Annotated in this window: 11 protein-coding genes; 5 read left to right on the top strand and 6 right to left on the bottom strand. The window is 62.2% G+C overall.

The window, feature by feature from the left end; genetic code table 11:
* Positions 1 to 7 precede the first annotated feature (7 nt).
* Positions 8 to 712, bottom strand: a complete 705-nt coding sequence (locus FYJ85_RS22990) for a type II secretion system protein (protein WP_177995185.1) — start codon at positions 710 to 712, stop codon at positions 8 to 10.
* Positions 713 to 889: 177 nt separating this feature from the next.
* Between FYJ85_RS22990 and FYJ85_RS06450 the strand changes: the two genes are divergently transcribed.
* The 4 genes from FYJ85_RS06450 to FYJ85_RS06430 all read left to right on the top strand — a co-directional run bounded on the left by FYJ85_RS06450 (position 890) and on the right by FYJ85_RS06430 (position 7,029).
* Positions 890 to 1,723 carry a helix-turn-helix transcriptional regulator gene (locus FYJ85_RS06450; protein WP_106052592.1) on the top strand — a complete coding sequence of 278 codons (834 nt, stop codon included), beginning with the start codon at positions 890 to 892 and terminating at the stop codon, positions 1,721 to 1,723.
* Positions 1,724 to 2,058: 335 nt separating this feature from the next.
* Complete coding sequence (locus FYJ85_RS06440) at positions 2,059 to 2,919, top strand: substrate-binding domain-containing protein (RefSeq protein WP_154417389.1); 861 nt, start codon at positions 2,059 to 2,061, stop codon at positions 2,917 to 2,919.
* Entirely contained in the window at positions 2,916 to 3,578 is a 663-nt protein-coding gene (locus FYJ85_RS06435) for a prepilin-type N-terminal cleavage/methylation domain-containing protein (protein WP_154417387.1), read from the top strand. Before FYJ85_RS06440 ends, FYJ85_RS06435 begins: the two co-directional genes overlap by 4 nt.
* Positions 3,579 to 3,588: 10 nt before the next feature.
* Positions 3,589 to 7,029 (top strand): sugar-binding protein, encoded by a 3,441-nt coding sequence (locus FYJ85_RS06430; RefSeq protein WP_177995187.1) that lies wholly within the window; start codon positions 3,589 to 3,591, stop codon positions 7,027 to 7,029.
* Between the two features lie 49 nt (positions 7,030 to 7,078).
* Here the strand turns inward: FYJ85_RS06430 and FYJ85_RS06425 are convergent, their stop codons facing one another.
* From FYJ85_RS06425 to FYJ85_RS22985, 3 genes are read right to left on the bottom strand one after another with little or no spacing between them, the layout of a single operon-like run.
* On the bottom strand, positions 7,079 to 10,330 hold the full coding sequence (locus FYJ85_RS06425) for a glycoside hydrolase family 5 protein (RefSeq protein WP_154417383.1): 3,252 nt from the start codon (positions 10,328 to 10,330) through the stop codon (positions 7,079 to 7,081).
* 45 nt (positions 10,331 to 10,375) lie between these two features.
* Positions 10,376 to 11,548 carry a LacI family DNA-binding transcriptional regulator gene (locus tag FYJ85_RS06420; protein ID WP_154417381.1) on the bottom strand — a complete coding sequence of 391 codons (1,173 nt, stop codon included), beginning with the start codon at positions 11,546 to 11,548 and terminating at the stop codon, positions 10,376 to 10,378.
* Positions 11,549 to 11,563: 15 nt separating this feature from the next.
* A complete protein-coding gene (locus FYJ85_RS22985) occupies positions 11,564 to 12,361 on the bottom strand; it encodes a type II secretion system protein (RefSeq protein WP_268878725.1) in 798 nt (265 codons plus the stop codon).
* Between the two features lie 467 nt (positions 12,362 to 12,828).
* Between FYJ85_RS22985 and FYJ85_RS06410 the strand changes: the two genes are divergently transcribed.
* Positions 12,829 to 13,113 (top strand): hypothetical protein, encoded by a 285-nt coding sequence (locus FYJ85_RS06410; protein ID WP_154417379.1) that lies wholly within the window; start codon positions 12,829 to 12,831, stop codon positions 13,111 to 13,113.
* On the opposite strand, the gene FYJ85_RS24270 is transcribed toward FYJ85_RS06410, so the two are convergent.
* The gene (locus FYJ85_RS24270) at positions 13,103 to 15,403 is read right to left on the bottom strand and encodes a right-handed parallel beta-helix repeat-containing protein (RefSeq protein ID WP_206213000.1); all 2,301 of its coding nucleotides are present in this window, start codon (positions 15,401 to 15,403) and stop codon (positions 13,103 to 13,105) included. The genes FYJ85_RS06410 and FYJ85_RS24270 overlap by 11 nt on opposite strands.
* A gap of 70 nt (positions 15,404 to 15,473) precedes the next feature.
* Entirely contained in the window at positions 15,474 to 16,187 is a 714-nt protein-coding gene (locus FYJ85_RS06400) for a DUF1559 family PulG-like putative transporter (RefSeq protein ID WP_154417375.1), read from the bottom strand.
* Positions 16,188 to 16,535 lie beyond the last annotated feature (348 nt).

The following is a 16,535-nucleotide window of genomic DNA, read 5'->3' as shown; positions in this document are numbered from 1 at the left end:
CCTCCGTTCAGAACTGGCGCGGCCAGTAGTTCCGCCACAGAGACGTGGTGGTCGAATATTTGACCTCATGCGGACGGTTGGCCCGGACATGTCCGTCGAGCAGAAGCGTATTCACCTTCCCGGCGTGACGGTAGTCGAGATTCGTGCGGCCGAGATCGCGCGCATAGAACTCGGAGGTCGCAAAGCGGCGTTCATCCGTAAACGGTTCGATCGCGGTGTCGAAAAAGCAGTAGGCGGTCGAAGGAGACGGCACAGTCACCGCTTTGCGGCGCGTATAATTGTTCCCGCCGTCGTCGCGTCCGCCGACCTCGTAGGAGTAACAGTAATTGTGGTTGAAGTGGAGCGCCGTACCGGTGCGGACCGGACCGGCCGACGGGCAGAGCAGCACCTTGGCCCGGCTGTCGTTCGCATCTTTGCCGCGGGCCTGCGACAGATAAATGTAGCTCCAGGTCGGGTGGTCCGCCTCGGCCGCGTACCAGTGGATGCCGTTCCCGCCGACGCCTCCGAATGCGGTCACCGGCGGTGTGTAATCCTGATAATCGGCCGCATACATGGCCATGGCCAGGCCGATCTGCTTCAGATTGTTCGTGCAGCTCCCCTGCTTCGCGCGTTCGCGGGCCTGGTTCAAGGCGGGCAGCAGCATCGAAGCGAGGATCGCGATGATTGCGATCACGACCAGAAGTTCGATCAGTGTGAACATTTTTTTACCCATGGGATTTCCTCCGTCGGCGCCGTTTCCGGCATGATTTGATTTCCTTCGTTATCATAATTATACCAAACCGCCCCTGCAGAAGCAATGACAAAAAACGAAAAACAATAATAGTTTTTTAACACCCGCATTGAAAAATCCGAAAACCGCAGTACACTATGGAAACAAGGAGGAGCGCCAATGTATTCCAGCTGTGCCGAAATCACCGGCCATATGCGCCGGGCGGAGGAGCTGCTGACCGGGAGCGTCCATATCGCGGACCCGCGGCCGCTGCCGAAATCGGGAACGTTTCTGCATCCGTTCGCCCGCTTCATCATCCCGCTCGAAAGCCGCAAGAAAATCACCTTCGGCTCGCAGGGGCGGGAGGTCGAAGCCGTGCTGGAACCCGGAGACGCTGTGTTCGGCCGCCCCGGCGCGTGGATCGACGAACATTTCGAGCTGCACCACCGCATGATTTCGGTCGTCTTCTACGAAAAGTTCATCCGCTATCTGTATATCGAGCAGCTCGACGACTCGCCGCGCAACGGACCGGACGTCTATTTCCACACGCTGCGTCCGCCTTCCGCCGCGATTCTCGGGGCGGTCGCCGCGATGTCTCACATGGCGCCGGGCGCACGGGCGGCCGGATGCGCCTTCCGCGCGCTGCTGACGCTTTGCGTCGACTTTCTCGCGGAGGAGGACGACCGGTTGTTCACCGAAGACGACCGAATCTGGAGCCGCCTCGACGAATGGCTCCAGCTGAGGTTCTACCATGATATCGCGCGCGACGACATCGCGGCGGCGCTGCGAATCCACCCGGCCAAGCTCTCGCGGCTGATGCGGGCGCGGACCGGGATGAGCGTCCGCGAATACCTGAATTCGATCCGGCTCGACTACGCGGCGAAACTGCTGCGGGACGAACTGCCGGTCGAAGAAATATCGCGCCGATGCGGTTTTTCGTACCCGGCCTATTTCATCCGCCTGTTCCGTGCCCGCTACGGCAGTACGCCCGGAGCATTCCGCAACTGCCGGTAAAACGCCGGCGCGTCGCGAAAGCCCTATTGCGAAACCGCTCTTTCATCCGCTTTGCCGCCGCAGCCCCGCCGCTTGAATAAAATAAAAGAATTTATTCAAGTTAATATTCACTTTTTTTGAATAAAGTATTGCATATTCATGAAATCCGGCCCATAATTGATAGCGGAAGCTGTTGAATCAATGGGAGGATTTCATGGCGAAAAACGTCACAACCACCAGCATCGCCAAATGGGCCGGGGTGTCGCAGAGCACGGTTTCGCGCGTCATCAACAACTATCGCGGCATCAACCGCGTCAAGCGCGAATCGGTGCTCGCGGCCATGCGCGAACTCGGCCATGCGCGAACTCGGCTATTACGCGAACCGGAACGTCAAACGCCGGGTCGGCATCGTCATCTGCCCGCTGCCGGAACAGAAGAATATGATGGCGCTCGAATTCTTCGGCAACCAGATCGCGGCTCAGGAGGCCTGTCTGCAGGAGGCCGAGGCCGAAAGCACGGTCATCAACCTCGCAGCCGGAGCTGCTTCGCTCGGGCTGACGCCGTCCAGGCTGCAGGAACTCTCCGGCGTGATCTTGCTGAATGCGCCGTCGGTCGGACTGCTGAATTCACTCAAAGAGAAGAAGATCCCGTTCGTCGTCAACACCGGGGCCGGCATTCCGGGCGGCATCGTCTGCGACACGGTCGGGCCGGACGAGGCGGAAACCTGCCGGATCGGCTGCGAATACCTGCTGGCCCGACGCCCCGGCTTCGGCGTGATGATCTCCGTCCACAACGCCTACCGGATCGACGGTTATCAGCAGGAGCTCCGGCGGCGCAGCCTTCCGCCGATTCCGGAGGAGGACATCCACATCGTTCCGTCGACCGACATCGCCCACTTCATCGACGCGACCCACCGGCTGATCCGCTCCGGCCGGCGGCCGCCGGCTTTGATCGTGGATTTCTACGACGCGGCGGCGGCGGTCCGCTCGATCCTCGCCTTCAGCGGCATCCGGGTGCCGGAGGACATCCTGCTTTTCACCTATTCGCACTCCACTTCGCAGGATGAAATCCCGGCTCTGCTTCAGGACCCGCGCACCCTCGGGCGCAAGGCCGCCCGCCGCATGCTTGAAATCCTCGACGACCCCGACGACCCGCCCCACCACATCCGGATTCCGATGACCCTGGTCAACCCCTCAGACAAAGGAGAAACGATATGAGACGCAATCTGTTCACCCTCATCGAACTTCTGGTCGTGATCGCAATCATTGCGATTCTGGCGTCGATGCTGCTGCCGGCGCTCAACAAGGCGCGCGCCAAAGCGCGCAGCACAAGCTGCGTCAGCAACCTGAAGCAGGCCGGTTCGGTCTTCGCGCTCTACACCGACGCTTACAACGGCTATTATCCGGTCTCGGACTCCTGGCCGGAGGACCCGGCCTTTCCGCGCTGGCCGGTCGCGCTGCTGCGGGCCGGGCTGGTCACCACCGGCATCGGGCTCAACAACACGCAGCCCGCGCCGACCATGGCGCGCAAGGGCACGGTTCCGGCCGGCATGTGGCGCTGTCCCGAGGGAGCCCCGGCCAAAAACGACTGGGACGGCGCACAGACCCATTACGGAATGAACGGCGAAACCTTCCGGAAATTCCGCAAAAGCGGCTTCACCCGGCGCCACACCACGCTCGCGCTGCTGGCCGACACGACCAACAGCGGCGTCGCCTTCTTCGGAATCAACACGGCCAACGAGGGCAGCGACAATCCGACCTCCCGTCTCCGCTACGGCCACGACAACCGCGCGAACTTCCTGATGCTCGACGGACATGTCGAAACCTTCGGGCTGCTGCGGGTTCCGGACCGCATCATCTGGTACTGGGAAGAGTAAGGAGCCGCGAATGAAAATGAGGAACATGAAGCGGCAGCTCCTGCTTTCGGCCCTGCTTTCCTGCGGACTCCTCTCCGCGGCAGCGGTGATCGACGATTTCGAAACCGGCGTGCGAGGCTGGGGCGGATGGTGCGACGCGCAATCCGAAGCGCCCGCCTTCCGGCTGAGCGAGGATGCGGCGGCGGGAAAACGTTCGCTCGAATTCACGTTCCCCGGTTCCGTCACCCATGGCGGCGTGACCCGGAACCGGATCACGATCCCTCCCGGCGCAACGGCGCTTGAGTTCCGGGTCAAGCTCGTCGACGGCGCCATGCCCGGCACGCTGCTGCTGGAGACCGCCGCCCCGGCCGGGGAGCCGCGCGACGTCTTCCGGAGCACTCTCCCCGCGCCCGCCGCCGGAAGCTGGCGCAAGGTCACGATTCCGCTGGAAAAATTCACCTATGCCTACACCAAGGGCGGTCCGGCGCGGACGGAGAAAAATCTGCGGCCGGACCGGACGAAAACCTTCGACCTGATCCTGATCGGCTACCGTCAGCCGCGCGGCGTGTTCCGGCTCGACGACCTGCGCTGGAGCGCGGCTGAACTCCGGCAGGCCGCCCCCCGTCCGGAACAGCCTGCCGGAGTCAATCTGATTCCGGGCGACACAAGCTTCGAAACCGGAATCGGCGGCTGGATCTGCTACTATGCGCCAGAACAGCTCGACGTCTGCCGCACCGATGCGGCATTCGGCACGAACTGCCTTGAAATCAAGGGCGGGGATAAAGCCGTCTCCTGGGTCAGCAACTACCTGATGCATGACGCGATCCGGGCCGGAAACGACTACACGCTCAGCTTTTACGCCAAAGCAGCTCCGGGCCGGAAGCTCACGGCGCGCCTCATCGACCTCAACTGGAACAATCTGGCCTCGAAAGAATTCCAACTGACTCCGGAGTGGAAGCGCCACGATCTGAAAATTCCGGCGGTCCGGGAAAACCGGAAAACCTTCCTCTCCTTTGAAGTTCCGCGCAATGCGGGCGGCAACGTCCGCATCGATGCGATCCAGCTCGAACGCGGCACGGAGCCGGGCCCTTACCGGGCCGGCTCCGATGTGGAACTTTACGCAACCACCGGCCACAGCGGAGAAGTCGTCACCGCCGGAACGACGCCCGTGCTCGAAATCCGGCTGCGGAACACCACCGCCCGCGAAATCCGCGCCGGAATCACGCTCGACCCCGGCGGCGGGCACGCCCCGCTGCTGCGCGAAACCGTCCTTGTCCCGGAGAAGACCGCAACGGTGGCCGTACCGTGCGAATTTGCCCGCGAGCCCGGCTATTATCCGGTTCGCATCACGGTCCGCGACGACCGCGGCAGACAGCTCGCCCGACAGCATGCGCCGTTTGCGGTGGTCCCGCCGGTCGAGCCCGGAAAAAAGGACGGGCTTTTCGGTATTGCGATCAACTATGTTCCGCAGGACGCAATGCGGCGGGCCGGCTCGACCTGGGCGCGCGGCAACTCCGCTTCGTGGCTCTCCGCCGAGCCGCGCCGCGGCGAACTTGCCGCCTCCGACAACCGCTCCCGCTCCCGGCTGAACCAGCTCTTCACCATCACCGACATGGTCCGGCTGCCGGGGTGGGTGGAGAAGAAGAACGGCCTCGCCGCCGATCCCGAATCCGCCCGCGCCTTCGCGCGCTGGACGGCGGAGCACTACGGGCCGCGCGCCGGCGCTTTCGAGCTGCAGAACGAACCGGACCTGACCATGCTGAAGCCCTCCGGCGTCAGCCGCGGGGAAGCGGCCGCGAACCTGGCCGCGCTCTACAGGGTGTTCCATCCGGAAATCGCCCGGACCGGCAAACCGCTGCTGCTGAACGTCTCCGGCGAAGGAATCGGCTTCGCCCGCGAAATGTTCCGCCTCGCCGCAGACTCGATCGACGGGCTGGCTTCCCACCCTTACACGTTTCCGCGCTACCTCGGCCCGCAGGCCGGTTACTGCTCCGGCCCCGAAGACGGCAAGGTGCTCGGCCAGCTTGAGGAGGCGGCCGAACTGCTCCGGCAATACGGCGGGTGCCGCGAACTCTGGGTAGGCGAACTCGGCTGGGGGCTCGATTACACGGCAGAACCGGATTCCGTCTGGGCCGAACGGCAGGCCGCATATCTGGCGCGGAGCTTTCTGCTCTGCCGCACGCTGCCGGAGCTCCGGCACATCATCTGGTTCACCGGAGCGGGCTGTCTCGAAGGCGGACGCTACGAATACGGCATCTGGCGGAACGACAACGGCCTGCGCCCCCTCCCGGCCGTCGCCGCCTTCGCGGCGCTCGGTTCGATCCTCGACGGCGCGGAAAAAAGCGAGCTTCTGCTCGACGGTGAAATCAAGGCGGCCGGCTGGAAAAACGGCAGCCGCGAATACCTCGCCGTCTGGTCGCCGGAGCCGGAACCGGATGCGCAGCCGGTCGATCCGCGCGGAGCCGGGGTCCGCAATCTGTACGGCAGCCGCCATAAGGGCGGCTTCGTCCCCGGCGAAGCGCCGTATTATCTTGAGATCACCTCGCCGGAACAGCGGCAGGAGATCCTGCGGCAGCTTGCCCGGCAAAAGCCGCTCACTGTCCAGGGCCACCCGGCCGACGACCGGACGCTGGCGCTGTCGATCCGCAACAACCTTGCCGAAAACTGGACCGGCACACTCCAGGCGGACGGCGGCCCGACCGTGCAGCTGACCCTCAGGCCGCGCGAGCTGCGCGAGCTGAAGCTGCCGCTCGCGGCTCCCCTGCCGGCTGCCGGGCGGGAGCTCGAACTCGTATTCCGTCCCTCTGCCGGAAGCGAAACCCGGACCCGGATCACGGCGCCGCCGATGCTGGACATCAGGCCGCTCGGCGGGCTGGACTGGAAAACCGTTCCGTTCGACCGGCTTTCGCCGCAAATCGTCCTCGACGAACGCAACCAGATCCAGCCTCCCGACCCGTTCATCAGCTGGCGGGGACCGGAGGACCTCTCCGCCCGGCTGTTCCTCGCCTGGGACCGGAACGGGCTCTATCTGCTGGCCGAAGTGAAAGACGACCAATTCGAACAGCCGTTCTCCGGCGCCGAAATCTGGCGCGGAGATTCGATGCAGTTCGCTTTCGACTGCGGCAACGACGCGCGTCCGCGCAGCGGTTACGACGGCAACGACTGCGAATTCGGCGCCGCCTTCGGCCGCTCCCCGTGGTGCTGGCAGGCCGTCGCCGGACTCGAAAGCGGCGACGTGGCCGGACGGCTCGAAACGGCCGTGACCCGCGAGGACGGGAAAATCCTTTACCGGGTCCGGATTCCGTGGAGCGAGCTTGCGCCGCTCGGACCGCGTCCCGGCGGAATCGCCGGGTTCAACGCGGTCTTTCACGACCGCGACGACGGTGTGGCGAACTACTTTGCGGCCCTGTCGCCGGGACTCTCTCCCTTCAAGAATCCGTCGCTATTCCGCCGCATCCGCCTGACGGAATGACGCAAAAAGCCCGGCATCGCAAAATGCCGGGCCTGTTCTCCCGCCGGAATCAGCGGGTCAGGTGATAGGCCATGACGCCGCCGGGGAAGAGCGTGGTGTCGGCCTTGAAACTGTAAACGCCGTTCGAGAAGCTTCCCTCCACCGTGCCGTAGGGAGTTCCGTCGCAGTCGAGCGCGGTCACTCTGTACGGCTTCGCGGAGGCGAGCTCGACCGTGGCGCTCCCCTTGAGAATCAGCAGCGGCAGCGCTCCGGTTTTCTTCACCAGCCGCTTCGACTCATTCCCGAACAGGATTCCGGTATTCGACAGGTTCGTGAGCTGGACGACCAAAACCGAATCGCTCTCCGCCAGCGCCTTGCCGTCGAGCGAGATCGCGGCGACGGTCTGGAAGCAGCTCGCATTCCGGATTCTCAGCGTCCCGGCGGCGAGGCTGCCGGACTTCAGCGTGACCGATTCAGTCCGCGGCGTGGTGACCGTGAAGCTGTTCGCCCTGCCGTCGAGCCGGAGCTGGCCGGTCGCGCTCACGGCGAGCTTCTCCTTGTTCGCCTGCTCCCAGAGCGCGGCGGTCTTCGCATCCTTCAGCAGCGCCGGTTTCGTCGAATCGGCGGGAGAGAGCTCGATCACACCGGGCGGAATTTCCCGGTCGCCCTGCGGCACCGAGCCGATCGCGGCAATCAGCCCGAGATTCGTGAAAAGATTCGGAAAGTCGGCGGTGAGATTCTGCTCGAAGCAGTCTTGCGGAACCGTGTAGGCGTAGGTGACCTTCGCCGCTTCGACGTCGCCGCGCCGGAACATCGCGATCGCAATGCGGTCCGAAAGCTGCGCCATCGGGTCGTTCGCCGCGTCGAAGCCGTAAGCTCCGCCGACCTTGTAAATGCTGCCCGAACCGTGGCTCCACGCGAAACGGTAGAGCGCATCCCAGTCCTGGAGCGCGGCGTATCCGCCGATCAGCGGGCCGCCCTCGGCGCGGTAGATATTCGGGTTGCAATAGTTGAACTCAGTCACCAGAAACGGCTTGCCGGGCAGACGGCTCGCCATCATGCCGCGCGGCACGACCGCCATGCGGCTGATCGCCGACGCCTGTCCGTAGCTGTAAGGCAGACTCCACTGCTTCTCGGGGAATCCGGGATGATCGAAATACGAGTGATTGTCGACCACGTCGAAACGCCTGCGCAGCAGCGTCAGCGGAATATCGCTGATGTAATTCAAACTCGTGACCAGCGACTTCATCTTGAGTTCGTCCTTCACGAACCGGATCTGCTCGGCAAGGACCGCCTCCTGAAGCTCATGCAGGAAACGGCGGAAAACCGGGTTGCCGTTCGACGCGCTGCTCCCGGGCAGCTTCTTCTCCGCGCAATACTTTCTGAATGCCTCTTCGTAAAGTTTCACGCTCGACGGCGTACGGCTCCAGTTATTGGTCAGCGTCTCTTCGTTGATCAGGTTGATGCAGTAGAGCGCCGGGTCCTCGGCCCAGGTGAGCCCGGTGTACGGATTCCGGTGGGTCATCCAGCGTTTCGCAAACTCCTTCCAGCTCGCCATTGCGGCACGGCTGACCGGGATCAGCATCTTCATCTGGCGCTGGTCGTAGAAATCGCACTCCGGAATGTTGTCGCCGGGCTTGAAGGTGCGGTTCGTATAGAGGTCGGTCGTGATGTAGAGCCCCTTCTCCTTCATCCGGAAGAACAGGTAGTCGAGTTTGTCGAGCTGTTCGGCGCTCAAGGTCAGCGTATCCGGGGCCTTCGGGTCCAGCAGCAGCGTATCGTGGTGATGAATCCGCACCGTGTTGTAGCCGCAGTAGACGAAATAGTCGGCCAGCTGATCGACCGCCTCCTTCGTCAGATAGCTCGCCGTGAAGCAGAGGTTCGGCCCGTAGAGGCGGATGCGCTTGCCGGGAGCCTTCTCGAAGGTCAGCGTGCCGGCCGCCGTCGGCCGGATGAAGCCGTATTTCCCGGCCGGCGCATCGGCGAGGAATGAAAAGTCAAGCGCACTGCCTTTGCGGATCACCCGCTTGTAGTTCAACGGCTTCCACTGATAATTCGCTTTGATCTCCAATGGCTTGTCGCTGACGGCGAGAAAACGGACCGGGCGGTCGGAGAGCGTCACCGCGGCGATCATCCAGACCGCATCCGGAGATGCGGCCTCGAAACGGAGCGAAACCGGCCCCGTTTTTTTCAGAGCGAAGCTCGAAGCGTAAAGCCCGACCAGCGACTCCGGGTTCTCGGCGCTCCAGCCGACCACGGCATTCCCGCCCGCCGACGGATTCCACCAGTTGCCGCAGTCGGTCCGGGCGCGAACCGGAATCCGTTCGGAGGAGCCGTCCGCATACTCCGCGACAATCGAACCGAGCGGTTCCCCGGCCTTCGGCGTCCAGGCCGAGGCATGCAGCAGATTGACCGCTCCGGCCTCGTTCTCCGGCAGCGCGAGCGAAGCGGCGGAACCGGTGAATTTACGGTTCTTCCCGCTCAGCACAAGAGCGCCCCGGCCCCCGTTCTTCGCAGGGTCGATGATATCGAACGCGAGGCTGTCGACCTCGACCGTACCGGGCCGGATCATCCGCAGGTCGTTGTCCGGCCCCTGGTCGGTCCAGCCGCCTTTGCCGTCATACACGACCTCGTCGGCAAAACCGGCGTTGGCCGCCGGCGCGAGATCGACCTTCCGGGTCCTGACCGGATCGATTTTGAAATCGAGCGTCAACGACGCCTCGGTCATCTGCCCCGCGTTCGGCGTGGCGCCGAATCGGAGCGCGAAGGTTTCGTTGCCGAACTTGCGATTGTCCTGAATGGTCAGCTTCAGCGGGTCGCCGGAGACCGTGATTCCGGCGCCGCCGGCGGCCGTGAAACGCAGTTCCTTCGCCTTGCTGTTGCCGTAAACGGTCATCTCTCTGTATTCGGCCGGAAGCACGACCGGTTTTCCGTCGACCGTGACGGTCATTTCGCCTGCCGGAATCACGAACACGCCGTGCAGCGCGTTCACGGTCGCCTTCTCGGCGAACTTCGCGTCGAACTTGAGCCGGAACGCGTTCTCCCCGGTCGGCGTGACCGCCTCGGTCACGGCGGCCGATTGGGTGCCGACCCGCATGACGGCGGAGAGCGACAGGCCGCTTTTGTCGAGTTTCGTTTTGAGCTCCTTCCAGCTGCCGTTGGCGGCCGGAGTCCAGCTCGGCGAGTAGTTCTGGATGTAAAACTCGGCGTCGCCGACCCGGAACGACCCGTTCCGGTCGAATCTGACGCCCTGCGGCAGTTCCGCCGCCGTAAGCGGCAGCGCGGCAGCCGCCGCAAGAATCAATACGCTGCGTGCAGACATGGACATCTTCCTGTTCTCCGTTTGTTCCGTGTTGAATGAGATCGGTCAGACCGAAGCAAGGCGGACCGGTTCCGCCGGCACGATGCCGCCCGGAATTCCGCTCCTGCAGACCATGGTGGTCTCACCGAAACTGATTGTGCTGACGCGGACGACCGTCGTTCCGCGCGGCGCTTCCGGATCGCGGATCTGCCGGAACAGCTTTTCGGCGGCAATCCGGGCACTCTCCTCCGGCAGACTGACCGTCGTGGTCAGCGCCGGCGTGTGCGGAACTCCGCCGAGTATCAGGCCGCCGCAGCCGATGATCGAAAACTCCTCGGGAACCGGGAATCCGAGCTTCTCGGCCGTGGCGATGATTCCGATCGCCACCCGGTCGTTTCCGGCGAAAATCGCGGTGGGGCGGTTGCGGCGGCAGAAGATCTCGTAACCGACCTTCACGCCGTCTTCGTACTCGAGGTCCGGAATGTCGAAATAGTCCGCCGCGTCCGGAACGAGGTCGTAATCGCGCATCGCATCCAGGAATCCGGCTTTCTGCTTCGCGGCGAATTTGCTGTGGGCCGGGCCGGTCACGCAGGCGATCCGCCGGTGACCGAGATCGAGCAGATGCGCGGTCGAAATCATCGCGCGCTCGCGGTCGTTGTGAACCACCATATCGAGGTTTTCCTCGCTGTCGCTCTCGGTATCGAGGCTGCCGATCAGCACCACCGGCATGTTCCGCTTCTGAATTTCGCAGGTATAAGCCAGCGAATTGTAGCCGCAGAGCACAATCCCGGCGCAGTCGCGGTACAGCGAAATCTCCACCGGAACCGGAGCTCCCGCCTCCTGTTGACGGAAGCACACCTGATAACCGGCCGCCCGGAACTGCCGCTCAAGCTCGCCGAGAACGAGAAACCAGTAGCCGGAAACCACGCTCATATTCGAAAAAATCGCATAGATGCACTTCGGCGGATCGATTTTCACGCCGGCTCCCGGCAGCGTCTCGGCGACGAACGTGCCGCAGCGCGGACGGCGGCAGAGAAAGCCTTCCTCCACCAGCGCGTTGAGTCCGCTTTCTATGGTGATCGCACTGACGCAGAGCAGCTTCTGCAGTTCCCGCGAACTCGGGAGCTTTTCGCCCGGGGCGAGGCTGCCGACGACGATCATCTGCCGGAGGCGGTCCGCCAGCAGCCGGTAGAGCGGCAGATTCTTCGCCGTATCAAGTTTGAATTTATTCCAGATCATATTCTTGTCCTTCACTCAGTATTCGGCCTCGCCGCCGGTGCCTTTCCAGAAATAGCCGCCGTCAACCGTCTGCGTCTGCGGGATCTCATCCACGCGGCGCGCTTCGACATGGCCGTCGGCAAAAGATACATTCGCCCCCTTGCCGCCGTAATGACGCCAGGCGCCGCCGGTCGCGGGCTTCTGGACCATCTGATTGCGGTCCGAGGCAAACGGATTGATCCAGCTGCCGTCGCTGCAGCGGTCGATGTCGAAGAACGCGGCCCGGCGCGAAGGAGTCCGGATGATCCGGTAGTTGCGCTGCCGCTTCCAGCCGACGTTGTTATTGTCGCCGCCGCCGTCGGAGGCGAACCAGTTGTTGATGCCGTAATGGCGGCTGTACGCATAATTCACGCCTCCGGAGATGCCCGGCATCGAAGGGCAGCCGAAAACACCGTTGGCGTAATACAGCGTGCCCTTTTTCGTCAGGTGCAGGTTATCTCCGGGAGCCCGGCCGGTCGCCAGCACAACGCAGACATCGAGCCACTTGCCGCTGGTCCCGCCGTAATTGCCGTTGACCGCCGGAACGATGCCGCGATTCTGGTCGATATACATCATCAGATAGCTGCCGAGCTGCTTCTGATTGCCGGTACACTGAATATCCTTCGCCCGCGACCGCGCCTGGTTCAGCGCCGGCAGCAGCATAGAGGCCAGAATCGCGATGATGGCGATGACGACCAGAAGTTCGATCAAAGTAAAGCGGCCCCTTCCCGCATCCTTAATATACCTATAATCACAATTATGTTTATCAATTTGATGAAATAGACTGCTCTTCATGATCTGCCTCCGTTGTTGCTCTGTTGCGAATAAGCGACTTTATCCTTGAGGATGATAAACATAATTGTGATTATAAGACTGATCTCCTTCCACCCGTTTCGCGCCTGATTCTCCATGCCTGCCCCGGAACGCGGCCCGCCTGCCCGGATGATCTGTCAATGTCCTCCAGTGTTAATATTATGATCGAAGTCGAAACCAATGTCAACAGGGAAATACAGTTTTTTTATTATTTCATATAAAATCAATACAAAAAAGAGCGGATTTCCGACGGGATCCGCCGCATTTCACCTGTTCCGGACCAGTTCATACGCAAGCGCATTCCCGTCCCTGAAGTTGTCGAGCGAAAGCCGGAGCTCTCCGCCGGAGCGTTCCGGTTTCAATTCGGCGCCGCGGCTGCCGTCCGGCCGGAGCGCATAGATCCGGTAATCGCCGGGCAGCCGCAGCGACAGCCCGGCGACCGCGCGGTGATGAGCCGCTTGTATTCGCTCCGCGACGGCCGCCTCGCCGGCGCCGGAATCGAGGCGCTGAAGCTGCCGCACCTCGATCTCGCCTCCCTGCTGCCGGAAGAGCTGAAAAGGGTGGGGGACGACGGGGAGAACCGCCGGGGAGAGGAGATCGCACCGCTGCTGCCGGTCGACTCCGGCAATGTCGACGCCGTGATCGCGCTTCTCGTGCAAAGCGGCCTCGGGACGTTCCGGCCGCTGCTGCGGCCGGAGGTCCCGGCGGCGGACAATGCCCGGACTATTCGCTGACGACCGTGTTTCCGGCGGCGACGAGTCCCTTTACGGAATCGGGGTCGGCGTAGACGCCGGGATTCGGCACGTTCGGCGAAGCGATGTAGCGGTTGTTCACGATCCTGACTCCGGTTGCGTTGGTCACGTAAAACGCGGCGCGGTAGGGCAGCGGGTCCCGGCGCGGGGTCGGATTCGTGAAGGTGTTGTTCCGGAAGGTCACGTTCCCGGCCGAACTGATGAAGGCGACGAGCCCGTAGCTGTCCTTGAACGTGTTATTTTCGAACAGGATGTTCGACAGGATCGGGTAGTCGGTCCGCCGCATCGACGGATCGGTTTCCATGTAGACGCCCATGTAGATGTCGCGCGCCTTGCCGCCGCTGCCGGCGCCGCGCGGATTCACGCTGTCGAAGCGGTTGTTCCGCACGACGATGTTGTCCGCGCCGTACCCTTCGCTCCACAGATTGAAGGTATAACCGGTTTCGATTTTGACCGCTCCCATGTCGTTGTGCCGGAAATGGTTGTTTTCGAGCGTGATGTCGCGTCCGAGCAGCAGGATGCCGCGCGCACGGTTGTCGTGGAAGAAGCAGTTCCGCACGATGATGTTCCGTGTGTCGTAGGTCCAGTTGAACAGGATGAAGCCGCAATCGACCGGCTCCGGAACCGGGTCTTCGAAGGTGATCTCGTGCATCCCCTTTTCCGCATCGACGGGGCGGACCGATTTGACCGCGGAACGGAAGCCGGTCGGGGAGTAGTCGCCGTGACGGAGTTCAACCGGCGCGCCGGGGCGGAAGGTGTCGATGGATGTGACGTTCCGCGTCGTAACCGAGTGCGTGCCGGATTTTTCGGCGTAACCGGAGGTATCGTGCGCATTCAGGCAGTCGTCCGCGCCGAGGCTGAATTCGCAATCCTCCATCTTGAAGAATCCGCGCGAACGCCTGATGTGACAGTGATCGCCCGCACAGGTGATGAGCCGGCGCGGCACTCCGGCCGGCGCGGCGATGTTGACTCTCCGGAATTCCCAGTACTGCTGGAGGCCGCTGATCACAAAAGCACTTCCGGCGCAGGAGTAAACATCGATATCTTCAAGCGTCAGGTGGCGGTTGTCGCTCATGACGAAACCGTCCATGTCGTAGTAGTAGTGCTGCATGCGGAAAAGTTGCCCCTTGCGGAAAAGCGGCAAGTTTTTACCGTGCATCCGAAGCACATTCTCCGAAAGCCACTCCGTTTCGACACCTTTCTGTTCTGCAAAGCAGTCGAAGCCTCCTTCGATTCCGACCGATTTCGTGGCCGGGTCGTAGCTGGAAACGACGATGACCCGCACATCGCGGCGCGGAAACGTCTCATATTCGCAGAAGCGGAAGTCGACGCGACTGTCGGAGGCGTCGACGACTTCGACCAGGCTGGCCAGCGGGTCCTTCTCCCACTCCCAGTCCATTTTGAAATTGCGCATGACGACCCGCTCGCAGCCGTCGAGCCGGAAATTCGCTTCGCGTTTCTTGTGCCAGACGAATGTCGCGCCGCCGCCATCGAAGATGAAATCCCGCATCCGTTCGAGCCTGACCGGCCGGTCGGCGGTCATCCGGTAAGTTCCGGGAGCGACGGCCAGTTTCGCCGCCCCGGTTTCCCGGCAGTGTTCGAGAGCGCGGTTCAGCGCATCGACGTTGTCGGCCGCGTCGGCGGAGAGGCCGAAGGCGGCCGCTTCGACGACGGCGCCGCCCGGATTCGACGGCGGATGGACCGAAAACTCCTTCGCCCCGGTCGGCAGCGGTCCCGGCGAATCCGTGCAGGGGGCGGCGTCCGGCGTCGCAGGGTAGTAATCTTCGCCGAGCCCTTCGACCAGCCGGAAATCGGTGATTTCCCCCTTCAGCTTCCGGTGGGTATGGATCTGGAACGCATAGTCCGCGGCGTTCCCGGTGCGAAATTTGATCCTGACCGGCCGGAAAGAGGCGCTGCCGCCGCCTTGTTCCCACATCGTATCAAGCGCAGAACCCTCGGCGGAAACAGGACGGCAGAGAAAACACAGGCACTTCGCATTCATATCGGGCTCTTCCACCCGGCAGCGGAAGGTCGCGACGTAGGCGGTGGACGGTTTCAGCACGCCGGGATTGGTCAGGAAAACCGGATTCCACTCGTTTTCGCTTGCCGTCGTGTCGATCCGCAGCGTCACGCCGTCCGCCGACAGGGAAGCGAACGGCTTCTTCAGCGTGCAGCGCGCGGAGTCGGTGAAATTCTTCAGGACGACCGGTTCGCCGGCGGCTGCGAACAGCGCGGAACCGGCGATCAGGGCGGTGACGATCTGTCCGGCCACGGCCCGTTTCCCATACAGGAGAACCTTCAGAGCAGGAGAAATCAAATGCATGACGAAACTACTTTCACGATCAGTACAGATAAAGCCCCTCCGCCACTTTCGGCGGAGTGACGAATTCGACATGCAGGTCGAACATCAGTGCATTCTTGCCGCCGTGACGCAGATCGGCCGAGGTGCTGCCGTCGAGCCCGAAATAGTTGTCCCGGGTGCGGATCGACGGATGCGTATAACCGTCGCTCAGATGGCCGAGTTCGCTGACAAAGATGATTTTGCTGTTTGCAATGCGCGGCGAACGGGATTCAGGCCGCACCATGTAATTCTCCCACCATTGCGAAGGATCGTACGCGAGCCGCGACGGACGGAAGCCGAAATCTCGCGAAAGCGTGGAAAAAGAGTTCATCGCGTAAGAGACTGTATTGGAAAGCCCGTCATTGCCGAAAACCACTTCGGTAGCCTTGCAGAAAAGCGCTCCCTCCCTGCCCGTTTCGGTCGCCCGCACCCAATCGGTCACCACCTCGCTGCTGCCGAGATAGGGACGAATGCGGTGATACCAGCGCTGCAGGTTATACGCCTCCATCTCCTGCTGATCGCCAGGCGGGAAATTTTGCTGGTCACCCGCATACATGGCAAGCGCGGCGCCGATCTGTTTTAAATTATTGACGCAGGCAGTCTTCGTTGCAGAAGAGCGCGCCTTTTGAAGCGCCGGCAACAACATGGCGGCAAGAATCGCGATGATCGCGATGACGACCAGAAGCTCTATAAGTGTGAAACCCCGTTTTTTCATAATGATCAACCTCTTCCTATTGTTGAAAATCTGCACTGAATCCATAAATTCGATAAAATCTACCGCGCCCTCCCATGTTCCCTGAAAAGTTGCTTTATCTCCGGCCACGAATCTCGGGCCTTCCGGGGTAAAACTTCGGGTACTTTTCGGAGCCCCCCGCTCCGCTCTCTGAGAGATCGTGCCCGACACTGCATGTCGTGTTCGTCCATTGTTTCTATTTCACGCCGTGTGCAAGTTTTTTAACAAAAAATCCGTTCAAATTGTAGAAGCGGATTCCCATATTTCTGATTGATACAGCAATTGATGGAATGTGCCAACAATTTCCTGCTAATCCGAACAGTCAAATGC

The organism is Victivallis lenta (assembly GCF_009695545.1).
Classification (GTDB): Bacteria; Verrucomicrobiota; Lentisphaeria; order Victivallales; family Victivallaceae; genus Victivallis; species Victivallis lenta.
This window is presented reverse-complemented; position numbering and strand designations above follow the sequence as displayed.